Raw genomic sequence first — 15,506 nt, 5'->3', positions numbered from 1 at the left:
CATGCTGCACTTCATTGTCCGCCGCGTTCTGCTGATGATCCCGACGCTGTTCGTGATCAGCGCGCTCGTCTATTTCATCATCGACCTGCCGCCCGGCGACTGCGTCACCTCGCAGATCGAGGAGCTGCTGGCGCGCGGCGATCCCGACGCCCACCAGCGCGCCGAGGAGCTGCGCCAACTCTACGGCCTCAATCTCCCGCTCTGGCAGCGCTACCTGGAATGGGTCGCCGGCATCTTCCGCTGGGACTTCGGGCTGTCGTGCCAGGACACGGTGCCGGTCGCCGACCTGATCAGCGAACGGATGATGCTGACCATCGTCATGGAGACCTGCACGATCATCTTCATCTGGGTCGTGTCGTTCGTCATCGGCGTCTATGCGGCGACCCATCAGTACAGATGGGGCGACTACGTCGCGTCGTTCATCGGCTTCATCGGCCTGTCGATCCCGAACTTCCTGCTGGCGCTGGTGCTGCTCTATGTCGGCAAGGTCTATTTCGGCCTGTCGATCGGCGGTCTCATGGATCCGGAGTACATCGACAAGCCGCTGAGCTGGGGCAAGGTCGTGTCGGTGATGCAGCACCTGATCATTCCGGTCATCGTGATCGGCATGTCGGGCACCGCCGGCATGATCCGCCGCCTGCGCGCCAACCTGCTCGACGAGCTGCAGAAGCAGTATGTCGTCACCGGCCGGGCCAAGGGCCTGCCGCCGATGAGGCTGCTGGTGAAGTATCCGCTTCGCCACGCCATCAACCCGTTCGTCGCCGACATCGGCGGCCTCCTGCCCGACGTCATCTCGGGGTCGGTCATCGTCTCGGTGGTGCTGTCGCTGCCGACCACGGGCCCGATGCTGCTGAGCGCGCTCAAGACCCAGGACGTCAACCTGGCCGCCACCTTCCTGCTGTTCGTGGCGGCGCTCACCGTCGTCGGCATGCTGATCTCGGACCTGGCGCTGGCCGCGCTCGATCCGCGCATCCGCTTCGGCGCCAGTTCGGAAAAGTGAGGGTGCCATGACCGACACGACACCCTCCGGCACGACCCCCGACGCCCCCCGCCGCGCGCCCCACTTCGTCTCGAAGGAGCCGTGGGACCCCTATGTCGCCGACAAGCTGACCGCCGAGCAGGAACGCTACTACATGGCGGGCCAGTGGAAGCTGATGTGGTGGCGCTTCCGCCGCCACAAGCCGGCCGTCGTCTCCATGGTCTTCCTGGCGCTGATGTACTTCTCGACGTTCATCAGCGAGTTCATCGCGCCCTACGACCTGCACACGAGACACTCGCGCTACATCTTCGCCGCCCCGCAGTCGGTCCACCTCTTCCACGAGGGCTCCTTCCTCGGGCCGTTCGTTTACGGCCTCAAGATGGAGCGCGATCCGGCCACGCTGCAGCGCATCTATTCGGCCGACACGACCAAGCCGCAGCCGCTGCGCTTCTTCTGCCTGGGCGAGAGCTACGAGTTCTGGGGCCTGATCGAGGGCCGCTTCCATTTCGTCTGCCCCCCGGAGGACGGGACCTTGTTCCTGCTCGGGACCGACCGATTGGGAAGGGACATGTTCAGCCGCATCGTCTACGCGGCCCGGATATCCCTCACCATCGGCGTCATCGGCATCGCCCTGTCCTTCACGCTCGCCCTGATCCTGGGCGGACTGGCGGGCTATTACGGCGGCTGGATCGACAGCGTCGTCCAGCGGCTGACCGAGATCATCAAGAGCTTCCCGCACCTGCCGCTGTGGCTCGCTCTGTCGGCGGCCCTGCCGGTCACCTGGTCGCCGCTGCTCGTCTATTTCGGCATCACCATCATCCTGGCCCTGCTCGACTGGCCGGGCCTGGGCCGCGCCGTGCGCTCCAAGCTGCTGTCGTTGCGTGAGGAGGATTACGCGGCGGCCGCCCAGATGATGGGCGCCAAGCCCGCCCGCATCATCGGCCGCCACCTGCTGCCCGGCTTCATGAGCCACCTGATCGCCTCGGCCACCCTGTCGATCCCCTCGATGATCCTGGCCGAGACGGCTTTGTCCTTCCTCGGCCTCGGCCTGCGGCCGCCCATCACCTCGTGGGGCGTGCTGCTGAACGAGGCGACGGACATCAACGTCGTGGCGGTGAACTGGTGGCTGATGCTGCCGGTGGTGCCCGTCATTCTCGTGATCCTCGCCTATCAGTTCATGGGCGACGGGATGCGCGACGCTGCAGACCCTTACGCCTAGGGCGTAAGGGTCTGCAGCGGCGGGCGGGCGTCAGGGGCTTAGCGCCGTTTACGGCGCTGGCCGGCGGCAGGGCCTTCTGAGGCCCGGGAGCCGGCGCGGTGCAGAATGGATGGCGGTGTCTCTGCCCGCCTAACCCTCTGAAATCCTTATCTATTCTGCACGGTTCAGGCTCTCGGGCCTTCGGCGCTGGGCGCCTGCAGGCCCTGTCGCCTGCCGGCCGCGCCCCGCTGCACGGGGCGAGGCCTAAATACCCCGATTTTGCCCCATTTGGGTCTAGCGACCGCCACCCCGCCTTTCCATCTTCCTTCTTGTATCTCCCCCGAACGTGGTCCCCCCAAAGCCACGTTCTAGCCTCCTCGGAGGCGCTCAGGCCGTCATCTCACCTCCCCCGAGATGACGGCCTTTTTCTTTGCCCGCGGCCGGCAGGCCCGCTGCCCCCGTGCTAGGAGGGCGCCCATGGTGCCTCCGCTTCTCGAAGTGCCCCCGGTTTTCGAGGTGAAAGACCTGTCCTGCCGCCGCGGCGGCCGGCCGGTGTTCGATCGCCTGTCCTTCGGGCTGGGCGCGGGCCAGCTGCTGGCGCTGACCGGACGCAACGGCAGCGGCAAGACCAGCCTGCTGCGGGCCCTGGCCGGGCTGACGCCGCCGGAGGCCGGCACGATCTCCTGGCAGGGCGTCGACGTCGCCGGGGATCCCGAGACCTGGCGCGGCCGGCTGGCCTGGCTCGGCCATCTCGAGGGGCTGAAGGGCGACCTCACCGTGGTCGAAAATCTCCTGATCGCCGAGCGGCTGCGCGGCGGCGAGGCCGGCGACCGGCTGGACGGCGCCTTGCTGGCCTTCGATCTCACCGGACTGGCCGTCCGCGAGGTGCGCACCCTGTCGGCGGGTCAGCGGCGCCGCGCGGCGCTGGCCCGGGTCGTGCTGTCCCAGGCGCCGCTCTGGCTGCTCGACGAGCCGCTGAACGCGCTCGACGCGCCGGCGCAGGCGGCCTTCCGGACGGCACTGCAGACCCATCTCGCGGCCGGCGGGCTGGCCATCGCCGCCACCCATGCCGAGCTGGGCATCGAGGGCGCCCAGCGCCTCGACCTGCGCGGCGGCGGCCTGCGGGACGAGCCATGAGCGGCTTCACGACCCTCCTGATACGCGACCTGCGCCTGGTGCTGCGGCGGCCGGGCGATGTCGGGGTGGTGCTGGCCTTCTTCGTCGTGGCGACGGTGCTGTTCCCGCTGGGCATCGGTCCCGAGACCAACCTGCTGGCGCGGATCGCCGCCGGCGTCCTGTGGTGCGCCGCGCTGTTTGCCGCGCTGCTCTCGCTGGAGCGACTGTTTGCCGCCGATTACGAGGACGGCACGCTCGACCTGCTGCTGCTGGCGCCGTGGCCGCTCGAGCTGGCGGCGCTGGCCAAATGTCTGGCTCACTGGATCGTGACCGGCCTGCCGCTCAGCCTGCTGGCGCCGGTTCTGGGCATCGCCTTCGGCCTCGACGGGCCGAGCCTGCTGGCGCTGGGCGCGACCCTGCTGGTCGGCACCCCCACTTTATCGTTGATCGGCGGGCTCGCGGCGGCCCTGACATTGGGCGCGCGCAAATCCGGCGCGCTGCTGGCGCTGCTCGCGCTGCCGCTCTGCGTGCCGACCCTGATCTTCGGCGCCGGCGCGATCGAGACGCTGGCGGCGGGTGACGGCATCGTGACACATGTCGCGATCCTCGCCGCTCTTGCATTGGTCGCCCTGGCCACGACGCCTTGGGCGATTGCCGCAGCCTTGCGGCAAGCCGGCGAATAGGGAGGATGAGGCCGATGGCCGACCTGCATTTTCTCGCCAATCCTGCACGTTTCCGCCGCTTCAGCCAGCGCGTGCTGCCCGGCCTCGGCTTCGCCACGGTGCTGATGCTGGCGGTTGGCGTCTACATGGCCTTCTTCGTGGCGCCGGAGGATTACCAGCAGGGCAAGACGGTGCGGATCATGTTCCTGCACGTGCCGTCGGCCTGGCTGTCGATGGGCGGCTACGCGCTGCTGGCGGCACTCGGCGCCTCGCTGCTGGTGTGGCGCCATCCGCTGGCCGCGCTGATGGCGCGCGCGGCCGCCCCCGTGGGCGCCAGCTTCGCGGCGGTGTGCCTGCTGACCGGCTCGCTGTGGGGCCGGCCGATGTGGGGCACCTACTGGGTGTGGGACGCGCGGCTCACCTCGATGCTGCTGCTGTTCTTCCTCTATCTCGGCCACATTGCGCTCAGCCGTGCCTACGATTCGCCCGAGCGCGGCGATCGCGCGGCGGCCATCCTGGCGCTGATCGGCGTCATCAACCTGCCGATCATCAAGTTCTCGGTCGACTGGTGGAACACGCTGCACCAGCCCGCCTCGATCACGCGGCTCGACGCGCCGGCGATCCACAATTCGATCCTGGTGCCGCTGCTCTGGATGGCGGTCTCGCTGCTGTTCCTGTTCGTCTGGCTGGTGCTGCTGCGCACCGAGACCGAGATCGACCGTCGCCGCATCGAGAATGCCGAGGCCGCGGCATGAGCAACCACGCAGCCTATATCCTCGGCTCCTATCTCGTCGCCGCTCTCATCCTGGGCGGCCTGGTGATCGCGTCGCTCGGCGCGCGCAAGCGCGTGCGCCGCGAGCTGGCGGCACGCGGGCTGGAGCGGCGGCGATGACGCCGAAGCGCCGCCGCCTGTGGTTGCTGCTGGGATCGCTGGGCACGCTCGGCGTCGCCGCCGCGCTCGTGCTCACGGCACTGAACGACAATCTCGTCTTCTTCTATTCGCCGACCCAGGTCGCCGAGAAGAGCCTCGGCCCCGACCGCCGCTTCCGGCTGGGCGGCCTGGTCGAGGAGGGCAGCGTCCAGAAGGACGGGCAGGTCGTGCGCTTCACCGTCACCGACACGAACAAGACGCTGAAGGTCACCTATCGCGGGATTTTGCCGGATCTGTTCCGCGAGGGGCAGGGCGTGATCGCCGAGGGCTCGATCGGCCCCGACGGCGTGTTCACGGCGCGCGAGATTCTCGCGAAGCATGACGAGAATTACATGCCTCCCGAAGTCGCCAAGGCGCTCAAAGAGTCGGGGCAATGGAAAGACAAGAAGTGAGCCCCGTCGTCCACGACGCCGGGCGGGCGCCTGTGACGCAAAGGTCCCTCACTGCGTTCGGGATGACAATTTTGTTGAGGCTGGCGCAGTGCGCTAATTCAAAAAAGGCTGTCATCCCGAGCGTAGCGAGGGACCTTTCGCTTCCTTTGGAGGCGTCGTGATCCCTGAACTCGGACATTTCGCGTTGATCCTCGCGCTGGCCGTTGCGCTGGTGCAGGGAACGCTCCCCTTGATCGGCGCCAGCAGAGGCGACCTGCGCCTGATGGCGCTCGGCCGCACCGCCGCGCTGACGCAAGCCTTCCTCGTGCTGCTGGCGTTCGGCGCGCTGACGCAGGCCTATGTGACGTCGGACTTCTCGGTCCTCAACGTCGTCGACAATTCGCATTCGGCCAAGCCGCTGCTCTACAAGATCAGCGGCGTGTGGGGGAACCACGAGGGCTCGATGCTGCTGTGGGCGTTGATCCTGGCGCTGTTTGGCGCCGCCGTCGCGATCTTCGGCAACAACCTGCCCGACACGCTGCGCAGCCGCGTGCTGGCGATCCAGGCGCTGATCGGCGTCGGGTTCCTGGCCTTCCTGCTCTTCACCTCCAATCCGTTCGCGCGCGTCTTCCCGGCGCCGCCCGACGGCAACGGGCTCAACCCGCTGCTGCAGGATCCCGGCCTCGCCTTCCATCCGCCGCTGCTCTACCTCGGCTATGTCGGCTACTCGGTGACCTATGCCTTCGCCGTCGCCGCCCTGCTCGAAGGCCGGGTCGATGCCGCCTGGGCGCGCTGGGTGCGGCCGTGGGCGCTGGCGGCCTGGTGCTTCCTGACGCTGGGCATCGCGCTGGGTTCGTGGTGGGCCTATTACATCCTGGGCTGGGGCGGGTTCTGGTTCTGGGATCCCGTCGAGAACGCCTCGCTGATGCCGTGGCTGGCCGGCACCGCGCTGCTGCACTCGGCCATCGTGGTCGAGAAGCGCGACGCGCTGAAGAGCTGGACGGTGCTGCTGGCGCTGCTCGCCTTCTCGCTGTCGCTGCTCGGCACCTTCCTGGTGCGCTCGGGCGTGCTCACCTCGGTGCATGCCTTCGCGCAGGATCCGGCGCGCGGCATGTTCATCCTGGCCTTCCTGCTGTTCGTCACCGGCGGCGGCCTCGCCCTCTACGCCTGGCGCGCGCCGCAGCTGCAGGGTGGCGGCCTGTTCCAGCCGGTCAGCCGCGAGGGCGCGCTGATCCTGAACAACCTGCTCCTGTGCACGCTCGCGGCGACGGTGCTGCTGGGCACGCTCTATCCGCTGTTCCTCGACCTGCTGACCGGCAACAAGGTCTCGGTCGGCCCGCCCTTCTTCAACGCCACCTTCGTGCCGCTCTGCGCGCCGCTGTTCGCCGCGCTCTGCGTCGGCCCGTTCCTCGGCTGGAAGCGCGCCGAACTCTGGCCCGCCCTGATGCGCCTGCGCGTGGCGCTCGTCGTGTCGCTGGCCGCCCTCCTGGTCGCGATGACGATGATCGACAGCCGCTCGACGCTTGCGGCCCTGGCCTTCGGCTTCGGCGTCTGGCTGATCGTCGGCAGCCTCGCGTCGCTCAGCGACCGCGTCCGCAGCGGCACCTTGCGCACCCTCCCGCGCTCGACCCTGGGCATGGTGATCAGCCACGCCTCGCTCGGCGTCGTCGTGCTGGGCTCGGTCGCGACCTCGTCGTGGAACACCGAGCTGATGCACACGATGAAGCCCGGCGACCGCATCGCCTTCGCGGGCTATTCCGTGGTGCTCGATCGCATGGAAGAAGTGCGCGGCCCCAACTACATCGCCGAGCGCGCGACGCTCAACGTCAGCGTCGGCGGCAAGCCCTACACCGTGCTGCAGCCCGAGCGCCGGCTGTTTACCGTGCAGCGTCGCCAGGTGGCCGAGACGGCGATCCAGACCAACCTGCTGCGCGACTTCTACGCCACCTTGGGCGAGGGCAGCCCGCAACAGGGCTGGGTGATCCGCCTCTATCTCAACCCGCTGGCGCCGTGGATCTGGCTGGGCGCGGCACTGTGCGCGCTGGGCGGCTTCGTCTCGCTGTCGGACCGGCGGCTGCGCATCGGCGCGCCGTCGCGCAAGCCCGCGCTTCAGCCGCCACCTCTGCAGGCAGCCGAATAGATGCGCCGCCTCCTCTTCATCCTGCCGCTGCTGACGCTCGCGCTGATGGCGGGCTTCTTCGCCTGGTCGCTGACCAGCGGCCGCGACCCCGCCTCGATCGGCTCGGTGGTGGTGGGCCGCCCGGCGCCCAGGCTCGACCTGCCGGCGCTGCGCCCGGGCGAACCGCCGCTCACCGACGCGGATCTGCGCACCGGCAAGCCGGTGATCGTGAATTTCTTCGCGAGCTGGTGCACGCCCTGCCTGGCCGAGCATCCGCTGTTCACGCGGCTCCGCGAACGCGAGGGCGCGACGATCGTGGGCATCGCCTGGAAGAACAAGCGCGACGACGCGCTGCCCTGGCTGAAGCGGCTGGGCGATCCCTTCAAACTCGCGGGCCTCGACCTCGACGGCAAGACCGGCCTCGACTGGGGGCTGAGCGGCGTGCCCGAGACCTACCTGATCGACGGCACCGGCATCGTGCGGCGGCATTATCGCGGGCCCATCACCGAGCGCGATCTCAACGAGACGATCCTGCCGTTCCTCAAGGGGGCGGTGAAGTGACTTACCGCCACTCCCTCCGTCGTCCTGAGCGAAGCCACCCGAAGGGTGGCGCAGTCGAAGGACCTCTTTTCCTGCGCACGGCCGATCGAACGGAAAAGAGGTCCTTCGACTACGCTTCGCTCCGCTCAGGACGACGGGAGATTTCGAATGCGACAGGTCAACGGTTGAGGGGCCTGCTCTGTCTCCTCGCCTTGCTCTTCACCCTCCCCGCCCTCGCCGTCGAGCCGTCCGAAGTCCTCCCCGACCCCGCGCTCGAAACCCGCGCGCGCGAGATCGGGCGGTCGTTGCGTTGTGTCGTCTGCCAGAACCAGTCGATCGACGATTCCTCGGCCGAGGTGGCGCGCGACATGCGCCGGGCGGTGCGCGAGCGGCTGACCGCCGGCGACAGCGACGGCGACGTGTTCGCCTACATGGTCGCGCGCTACGGCGACTACGTGCTGCTGAAGCCGCCCTTCAAGGCCGGCACGCTGGTCCTGTGGCTGGGCGCGCCGCTGCTGCTGCTGGTGGCCGGCGCGGCACTCCTCATGGCCGCGCGCCGCCGCCGGCACATACCGATCGCAGCACCCAAACCGCTCGACGAGGAGGAGCGCCGCCGCCTCGACGCGCTCCTGAAGGGCTGACGGGCCATGCTCGAATTCCTGCTGGCGCTGCTCACCACCGCGACCGTTGCCGCCCTTCTCTGGCCGCTGATGCGGATGCGCCTGCCCGCACGCGACCGGCTCTCGGGTGAACTGGCGATCTACCGCGACCAGCTGGCCGAGCTGGAGCGCGAGCGCGCCGCCGGCACGCTCAAGCCCGCCGAGGCCGCCGCCGCCCGCACCGAGATCGAACGCCGCATGCTGGCCGCCGGCGACGCCGCCGCGGGCAGCGCCTTGGGCACCACCAAGGGCAGCGCCAAAGCCACAGGCAAAGCCGCGCGCTCCTCCGACGCGGTGCAGAAGTGGCTGCCGCCGGCGCTCTCGCTCTTCGTGCCGCTGCTGGCCTTAGGCCTCTACCTGCAGACCGGCCGCCCCGGCCTGCCCGCCGCGCCGTTCGCGGACAGGGGCTCCGAACACCCCGCCCCGTCGCGCCAGCTCGATGTCGCCGGCCTGCTGGCCGAGGCGCGCGCGCGCCTGGCGCAGGACCCCAACGACGCCGAGGCGCTGGCGGCGCTGGGCGAGGGCCTGACCCTGGAGGCCGGCGGCACCGTCACGCAACCGGCGCTCGAGGCGCTGCAGCGGGCGCTCCCGGCGCGGCCCGACGATGCGCGCATCCTCTACTATCTCGGCCTGCACGAGGCGCAGAGCGGCGACTCGAAGGCCGCGATCGCCCGCTGGCGCGACCTCGAGGCCGCCAGCCCGCCCGACGCGCCCTGGCTGCCGATGCTGCGCGCCGAGATCGCGCGGGTGGCGAAGGCCGCCGGCCTCTCGGTGCCGCCGGCCGCGCCTCCCCCGACAGGCCCGCAGTCCGCCACCCCGCAGCCCAGCCGCGAGCAGCAGGAGGCGATGGCCCAGCTCACGCCGGAGCAGCGCCAGCAGGCGATCCGCTCCATGGTCGAGGGGCTGGCCGCGCGCCTCGCCGACGCGCCGCAGGACCGCGCCGGCTGGCTGCGCCTGGCCAATGCCTGGAAGGTGCTGGGCGAGAACGCCAACGCCGCCGACGCCTACGGCCGCGCCGACACGCTGGCCCCCGTCGACGCGCGCATCCTGGCCGACTGGGCCGAAGCGCATGTGCGCCAGCTGGCACCCGGCGCCGTCCCCTCGGCCCAGGCCGTGGCCGTGCTGGAGCGGCTGGAGAAGGCCGAGCCGCGCAACGCGCTGGCCCTGTTCTACCTGGGCGTCGCCGCCGAAGCCGCGGGCAACAAGCCGGCGGCGCTGCAGCGCTGGAAGACGCTGCTGGCGCTATTGCCGGCGGATGCGCCGATCCGGGGGATGCTGGAGGAGAGGATCAAGGCGGCGGGGGGGTGAGGTCGCGCGGAGCCGCGACAGCCGTTGCTCCAGCCCTCGTAGCGCACCCACACCCACCCTCCTGCTGGTGCGCGCGGGCTATGCCGACATACCCTATGCGTCGCTCGAGCGGGCGATCGAGGACAACAAGGATCTCTATTGCCGGCGCTGCGGCGCACCCAGACGACGCTGAGGGACGAGGCGCCCGATTGGGAGCCGTGGGTCGGCTTCTTCCTGGGCTGCCTCAAGAAGCAGAAGGACGGGTTGGCGTTGCGGCTCGACCGCGAACGGATCGCCCGGCGCGACGAGGACGAACTCTCCGACCTGTCCCGCCGGGTGCTCGCCGCGCTCCGCGCGCAGGACCGCCTGACCACCGCGCAACTCGCCGCGCTCACCGGCGCCAATCGCAACACGCTCAAGGTGCGGCTGCGCGAACTGGTGTTGGCGGGACGCGTGCGCCGGCACGGCGCGGGCGACCTGGTATTCGTTGCATCCGCTACCCGTCGCCCGTTAGGGGCGACGATGCCTCTCCGTAGTGGTCGAGGTAGATCGACCCGATGATCTTGCCGGACTCGTCGCTACGATTCGGAGATCGCCCAATATGTTTCCGACTAAGTAAGCAAACTTACTGTAACCTAGAGTCAAAACCTAGAAGCGTCACTACTTGTGCGTTCAGGCTGACTCCAGACGTTGGAGGCGTTGAGCAGTTAGGTGGAGAATGACCCATCTGCGCGCCCTAATCGACGACGCACTTTAGTGTTGCTAGGTATCGATCCCACGGCCACACTCCGCGGTGTGCTTGCTGGCAAGCCTGCTCGTTCGTGCAAAGATTTCATCAGCCAGTAGTCGATGAAGCGACCTTATCCAGGCTCATTGTCTAACCACTGCTTACGAACGCGCCGATTAAAGACAATAAGCTTGGGCATCATAAGGATTGCATCATGACGCCTATCGCCTACTTCAAGCTTCAAGCCAAAAACCTGTTCAGAGACTACAAGACAAAAACCTCCACCATAGATGTGGTGGATGGCCAGTCACACTACGCTTACGACGCCAAGTACTTCGATATCGACGCCATCTTCGTGGACTTCGACTGGGACGAAGACGATTTCAGCTTGATGAAGGCACAACACACCATCGCCATCCTAGCGGGGTTTCGGAAGTGGGCGGATTTGGCGAAGGCATCTGGTGTTGAGCTCGAATTCGCCAAGCTTCTCTTCGACCATCAAGACAAAATGAATGCTGAAGAATGGGCGGTGTATGTCGCACACGCCGAACACGACAACAAGACAACCTTCGATGCGGAGGCACGCCTAGAAATCTACAAACAAGTAGTGTTGCGCGATGACGGACCTAGAAGTCAGTTCTTGGATTATCGCTTGATGGGTAAAGACGTTCTAGCTTAGCCGAGGATGTAATCGGGTAGCCTGCCGATGTCCGCTATTGGCCCGTCTCCGACGAACCGAAGAAGTTCGTCGATGTCTGCAATCCCACCGGAAGCGGAAATGGCGCAGCCAGACTTTATGAGTTTTGACCCTAGCCTAACTTTTGAGTGTGCTCCGTTGCGAATTCCAGGATGTGCAAAGCGTGCTCGCCGTGAGATTTTGCTAGTGCGCGGTTGTACAAAGCATCTGCCAGAATGGGATTTGGTTGCACGGCGGCCAAACTAGTCCGATGCTAGGCGGGGGGTGGACATCATGAATGGACGCGACAAGCAACTAAAGTGCGATGGGTTGAGTTTGCGTGTCAGAGGATGCGATCCTGCTTGTGCGGCGAAGTGCAAATCGGCGGGACTATACGCACGAGCTGAGCGGCCAAATCCAAGAGAGGTATCGAGAATGCTCGTTGGTGGTCAAGCATGAGCGCTATTGCCCACCTCACCATTCGTGTTGCGTGGCATGATTCCTCTTGGAACGGCGCAGTCTGCGCGCAACCAGGTTTGAATTCGTTCTGTGCGGCTCTTCCACGAATCCGCGAAAGCAAAGCGGACGGCGAGCAGGCGTTGGCTGGTCATTCTTTCGCCAAGCTTACGCAGGCACAGCTTCCCCCGTGCAAGGCTGAGTCAGGCTTCTTCATGAGCCCAGCCCCTTGGATGCGAGAGTTTGAGCATCCGTACACTAAGAACAAGAATTGCGTCGAGACGCATGGCGATTTGAAAGTGCGCAAGCTGGCAGTGCCGGCTTGGTCCGCGATCTCTGTCCCTTTCAACTGGATGCTACGGCGGCGCCAGAAGGAAATCGATGCGAAGATGGTGAGGGCGCTGCCGCCCGACGAGCAGCCACCTTTCCCATCGCCTTGGGTGTTCGGACGTAAGCGTCAGGACGCGCTGGTTGAGCATGTTTATGGGCGGCTCGCTAAAGAGAAGTCGTTGGTTCTCTTCTATACGAAGGAAGGCCATCCTCTCGGTGATGATCTGCGCCGCCTAATCGTCGGTGTCGGTCGTATCGTCGCCATCGGGAAGCGCGAGCACTATGATCGCAAGAACGGCCAATTGGGCCATCCTCTTTGGGACCGAATAATCGGCCACTCGATTCGACCCGACGGCCATGACGGCTTCCTCCTACCATATCATGAGTATCTCAGACCGACCGGCGATGATGCCGAAGATGCGCGTCGTGCCGGCCTATTGCGTGAGATCGCGGTTACCCCGCCGCCGGCCCGTATAAGCGACTTTTCATACGGTTCCGAGCTAACCGATGCCGATGTGGCGCTGTCGGTGCTGAGCCGCGTCCTTGCCGCTGTGCGTCGTATTCGTGATCACGGAATTGCCGAGGGTCCTTGGCAAAAGCGCGAAGAATGGCTGAACCAGCAGCTCGATCTCGCCTGGAAGGATCGTGGTGCCTTCCCAGGGACGGGTGCCTTGCTGGAAGCGCTAGGCATGCGCTTGGGGACGGTGTTGTTTATGGAATTGCGGGCTTCAGGTGTTCTGCGGCCTCACGACGATCCCTGGCCTGTTCTGAAGGAGGTCTTCGAGGGCAAGAGAAAGCCACCAGACGCAGCTTTCGCGCCAGACATTGCGGCAGTGGCCCCGACGATGCTGGCGCTCGCCCCGGAACGGCGTACGCTGCTGCATCTCCTATCGAGGTTCGATCTCACGCCCGAGCAGGCACGCCGGATTTGGGATGAGGCGCCGCGCCGCCGTGGGTTCACCGTCCAGACGAGTGATGAGGAAATCGTCGCCAACCCGTACTTGATTGCAGAGCGCGATTTGGGTGGCGGCGAAGATGCGTCGGTATCTCTGCAGGATATCGATCGCGGCCTGCTGCCTGACAAGGCGATCGGCGATGTTCCAAGAGTGCCGGCTCCAAGTGGCGTCAGCTCACCTTTGGATCCTCGGCGAGTTCGCTGCGCGCTCGTCTCCGTTCTGCGTGACGCCGCAACAGCTGGCGATTCGCTGCTCAGCCTGGAAGAGACTTTCGATCACCTGAAAACGTTGGGCGAGGACAACCCCGTTGTTGTTTCAACCGACTGGATTGAGGGCAACAAGGCCTTCCTCGAACAGACGATTGCCCGGCTCGCCGTTGCCAAATCGGCGTTTGCCGGAAAAAACGTGCCGGCTCTGCAACTCGTAGAGTTCAAGCAACGCGAGGAGAGGCTTGCCAAGGTCTTGCGCGCTCGCTGCGCGAGGGATATCTCGCCCCCCAAGGTCGACTGGAAAACGCTTATCGTTGCTGCAGTTGAGGCGAGTGGTCAGAAAGTCGATGCGGCCAGCCCCCGTCACAAAAAGGCACTGGAGGAACAGGCGAAGGCGCTGGAAGTAGTCTGCTCGCGGCGGCTCTCGGTTCTCACCGGCAACGCCGGTACCGGCAAGACGTCCGTGATCGGTGGTCTTGTCCTCTGCGAGCCGCTACGAAAAGAGGGATTGCTCCTGTTAGCACCCACCGGCAAGGCACGTGTGCGGCTGCAGGGCGCGACGGATGCGATGGCTATGACCGTGGCTCAGTTTCTTTATGGCTTGAAGCGCTACGATGGCCTGCGCCAGCGGCCGCTGTTCGAGGGCAAGGAAACCTACAAGTCCGCGAAGACAGTGGTCATCGACGAAGCTTCGATGCTGACAATGGATGATCTCTACGCCGTGCTGCAGGCGCTGGATCAGGCTCATGTTCAGCGCATCGTATTGGTTGGTGATCCCAATCAATTGCCGCCGATCGGCGTTGGGCGACCCTTTGCTGATCTAATCTCCTGGCTCGCATCGGCCAAAAAATCCGATCTCGCGGAAGATCGAAAAGCAGCACCTGCGCTTGCGCAGCTGACCGTTGAAGTTCGGTCGGTGGGAGACGCTGCAACCACGGACGGCAACGCGAGGTCTGATACTTTGCGCCTCGCGTCCTGGTTCACCGGAACCCCGCCTGATGGTGATGCCGATCAAGTCCTGAGCCGGCTGGCACTGGGTGAAAGCTTGAACGATCTGGAGGTCACGTATTGGACCGGGCCGCATGATCTTCGCGAAAAGCTCGTTGGCCAGTTTGTCAAGCATTTGGGCCTTGAGAATGCCAGCGATACGAAAGGCTTCAGCAAGTCATTCGATTTCGCCGATGAAGGTTGGATCCGCCGCGACAATCCGGACGGAATCGAGAACTGGCAGCTCCTGACGCCGACCCGCATGCATGCTTATGGGGTTGCTGAACTCAACCGCTGGATTCAGGGACAGTTCCGCGCAACCGAAATCCAAGCAGCGCGCAATTTTCGGGGCGTAGCACTGGGAGACGAAGGCATCGTTCGCAATGATAAGGTTATCCAGCTCAAGAACGGGCTACGCGACTGTTATCTCTGGGAGAATAAGGAGCAGACCGAGCAATATCTCGCCAACGGTGAGATTGGCGGCGTCAGTGTGGGCAAGGCACCCTACCTAAATGTCTTCTTTGCCGGGCGACCAATGGTTAGCTTCGGCTATCGTTCAGGTGATTTCGGCGAGGACAAGATTCCGCTCGAACTCGCTTACGCTTTGACGATCCACAAAGCACAGGGAAGTCAGTTTAAGACTGTTTTTGTCGTGCTGCCTAAAGCATCGCGGTTGCTGAGCCGGGAGCTCGTCTACACAGCACTCACACGCTCACGGCGTCGCATGGTGCTCCTCATCGAAGGCGACAATCCGGGGTTGCTGCACGACCTCAGTAGGCCGGAGAAATCGGACACCTGCCAGCGCAACACAAACTTGTTTTCAGGAATTCTTCGCGAGCGCGGCGGCGAACCGCCTTACGCAGAAAACCTGATCCATCGAACTGAGTCGGGACACATGGTCCGTAGCAAGTCCGAGCTAGTAATCGCGAATCTTCTTCATCGGGAAGGCATCGCCTATCAATACGAACAGCCGCTTGAGGGAGAGACAGCGCCCGGGCGGCTGCATCCCGACTTCACCTTCACGGACGCAGCAGGTGATCGCGTGGTTTGGGAGCATCTCGGCATGATGGATGACCTCGACTACGTCCGCGGCTGGAAATGGAAAGTGGATTGGTACACTAAGAACGGCTTCACGGTGGGCTCCAACTTATTTGTGACGGAAGAGACCCGGAACAGCGGCCTGAGCATGGACAAGCTGCATGCTGTTGCGGCGAAGATAAGAGAGATGGTCGCTTAGGCGACCATCTTGAACCTTCTCATTACCTCCCAGACAATCGCCGCCTCGCCTGTGCTGGCCTATCTC

At 65.5% G+C, this 15,506-nt stretch carries 14 protein-coding genes; all 14 read left to right on the top strand.

Features of this window, described 5'->3' with window-relative positions; translation table 11 throughout:
- Position 1: 1 nt before the first annotated feature.
- Positions 2-1,000: an ABC transporter permease gene (locus tag ACO07K_RS24665; RefSeq protein WP_422032586.1), complete on the top strand. Its 999-nt coding sequence runs from the start codon at positions 2-4 to the stop codon at positions 998-1,000.
- A 7-nt stretch (positions 1,001-1,007) separates the two neighbouring features.
- Positions 1,008-2,198, top strand: a complete 1,191-nt coding sequence (locus ACO07K_RS24660) for an ABC transporter permease (RefSeq protein WP_422032584.1) — start codon at positions 1,008-1,010, stop codon at positions 2,196-2,198.
- 456 nt (positions 2,199-2,654) lie between these two features.
- Complete coding sequence (ccmA, locus tag ACO07K_RS24655) at positions 2,655-3,314, top strand: heme ABC exporter ATP-binding protein CcmA (protein WP_422032582.1); 660 nt, start codon at positions 2,655-2,657, stop codon at positions 3,312-3,314.
- Positions 3,311-3,976, top strand: coding sequence for a heme exporter protein CcmB (gene ccmB / locus ACO07K_RS24650; protein ID WP_422032580.1), 666 nt, complete (start codon positions 3,311-3,313; stop codon positions 3,974-3,976). Before ccmA ends, ccmB begins: the two co-directional genes overlap by 4 nt.
- Before the next feature lie 14 nt (positions 3,977-3,990).
- Entirely contained in the window at positions 3,991-4,710 is a 720-nt protein-coding gene (ccmC, locus tag ACO07K_RS24645; protein ID WP_422032578.1) for a heme ABC transporter permease CcmC, read from the top strand.
- A complete protein-coding gene (ccmD, locus tag ACO07K_RS24640; protein ID WP_298316968.1) occupies positions 4,707-4,847 on the top strand; it encodes a heme exporter protein CcmD in 141 nt (46 codons plus the stop codon). The genes ccmC and ccmD overlap by 4 nt, the downstream gene beginning before the upstream one ends.
- Positions 4,844-5,278, top strand: coding sequence for a cytochrome c maturation protein CcmE (gene ccmE, locus ACO07K_RS24635; protein ID WP_422032576.1), 435 nt, complete (start codon positions 4,844-4,846; stop codon positions 5,276-5,278). Before ccmD ends, ccmE begins: the two co-directional genes overlap by 4 nt.
- 157 nt (positions 5,279-5,435) lie before the next feature.
- Complete coding sequence (locus ACO07K_RS24630) at positions 5,436-7,397, top strand: heme lyase CcmF/NrfE family subunit (RefSeq protein WP_422032574.1); 1,962 nt, start codon at positions 5,436-5,438, stop codon at positions 7,395-7,397.
- Positions 7,398-7,937 (top strand): DsbE family thiol:disulfide interchange protein, encoded by a 540-nt coding sequence (locus tag ACO07K_RS24625; RefSeq protein ID WP_422032572.1) that lies wholly within the window; start codon positions 7,398-7,400, stop codon positions 7,935-7,937. It begins immediately after the preceding gene.
- 191 nt (positions 7,938-8,128) lie between these two features.
- Complete coding sequence (locus tag ACO07K_RS24620; protein WP_422032570.1) at positions 8,129-8,557, top strand: cytochrome c-type biogenesis protein; 429 nt, start codon at positions 8,129-8,131, stop codon at positions 8,555-8,557.
- Positions 8,558-8,563: 6 nt separating this feature from the next.
- Positions 8,564-9,883, top strand: coding sequence for a c-type cytochrome biogenesis protein CcmI (gene ccmI, locus ACO07K_RS24615; RefSeq protein ID WP_422032568.1), 1,320 nt, complete (start codon positions 8,564-8,566; stop codon positions 9,881-9,883).
- A gap of 138 nt (positions 9,884-10,021) precedes the next feature.
- On the top strand, positions 10,022-10,423 hold the full coding sequence (locus tag ACO07K_RS24610) for a DUF977 family protein (RefSeq protein WP_422032566.1): 402 nt from the start codon (positions 10,022-10,024) through the stop codon (positions 10,421-10,423).
- 380 nt (positions 10,424-10,803) lie between these two features.
- Positions 10,804-11,268, top strand: coding sequence for a hypothetical protein (locus ACO07K_RS24605; protein WP_422032564.1), 465 nt, complete (start codon positions 10,804-10,806; stop codon positions 11,266-11,268).
- A gap of 452 nt (positions 11,269-11,720) precedes the next feature.
- Positions 11,721-15,440, top strand: a complete 3,720-nt coding sequence (locus tag ACO07K_RS24600) for an AAA family ATPase (RefSeq protein WP_422032562.1) — start codon at positions 11,721-11,723, stop codon at positions 15,438-15,440.
- Positions 15,441-15,506 lie beyond the last annotated feature (66 nt).

Origin of the sequence: Reyranella sp., assembly GCF_965228225.1 — a bacterium.
Lineage (GTDB): Bacteria > Pseudomonadota > Alphaproteobacteria > Reyranellales > Reyranellaceae > Reyranella.
The sequence above is the reverse complement of the archived record's forward strand: the minus strand, read 5'-3'. Positions and strand labels throughout refer to the sequence as shown.

Coding starts and splice junctions, on each gene's coding strand:
- ccmA (WP_422032582.1), top strand. CDS start 2,655: ATGGTGCCTCCGCTTCTCGAAGTGCCCCCGGTTTTCGAGGTGAAAGAC.
- ACO07K_RS24660 (WP_422032584.1), top strand. CDS start 1,008: ATGACCGACACGACACCCTCCGGCACGACCCCCGACGCCCCCCGCCGC.
- ACO07K_RS24600 (WP_422032562.1), top strand. CDS start 11,721: ATGAGCGCTATTGCCCACCTCACCATTCGTGTTGCGTGGCATGATTCC.
- ccmI (WP_422032568.1), top strand. CDS start 8,564: ATGCTCGAATTCCTGCTGGCGCTGCTCACCACCGCGACCGTTGCCGCC.
- ccmD (WP_298316968.1), top strand. CDS start 4,707: ATGAGCAACCACGCAGCCTATATCCTCGGCTCCTATCTCGTCGCCGCT.
- ACO07K_RS24605 (WP_422032564.1), top strand. CDS start 10,804: ATGACGCCTATCGCCTACTTCAAGCTTCAAGCCAAAAACCTGTTCAGA.
- ccmB (WP_422032580.1), top strand. CDS start 3,311: ATGAGCGGCTTCACGACCCTCCTGATACGCGACCTGCGCCTGGTGCTG.
- ccmE (WP_422032576.1), top strand. CDS start 4,844: ATGACGCCGAAGCGCCGCCGCCTGTGGTTGCTGCTGGGATCGCTGGGC.
- ccmC (WP_422032578.1), top strand. CDS start 3,991: ATGGCCGACCTGCATTTTCTCGCCAATCCTGCACGTTTCCGCCGCTTC.
- ACO07K_RS24665 (WP_422032586.1), top strand. CDS start 2: ATGCTGCACTTCATTGTCCGCCGCGTTCTGCTGATGATCCCGACGCTG.
- ACO07K_RS24625 (WP_422032572.1), top strand. CDS start 7,398: ATGCGCCGCCTCCTCTTCATCCTGCCGCTGCTGACGCTCGCGCTGATG.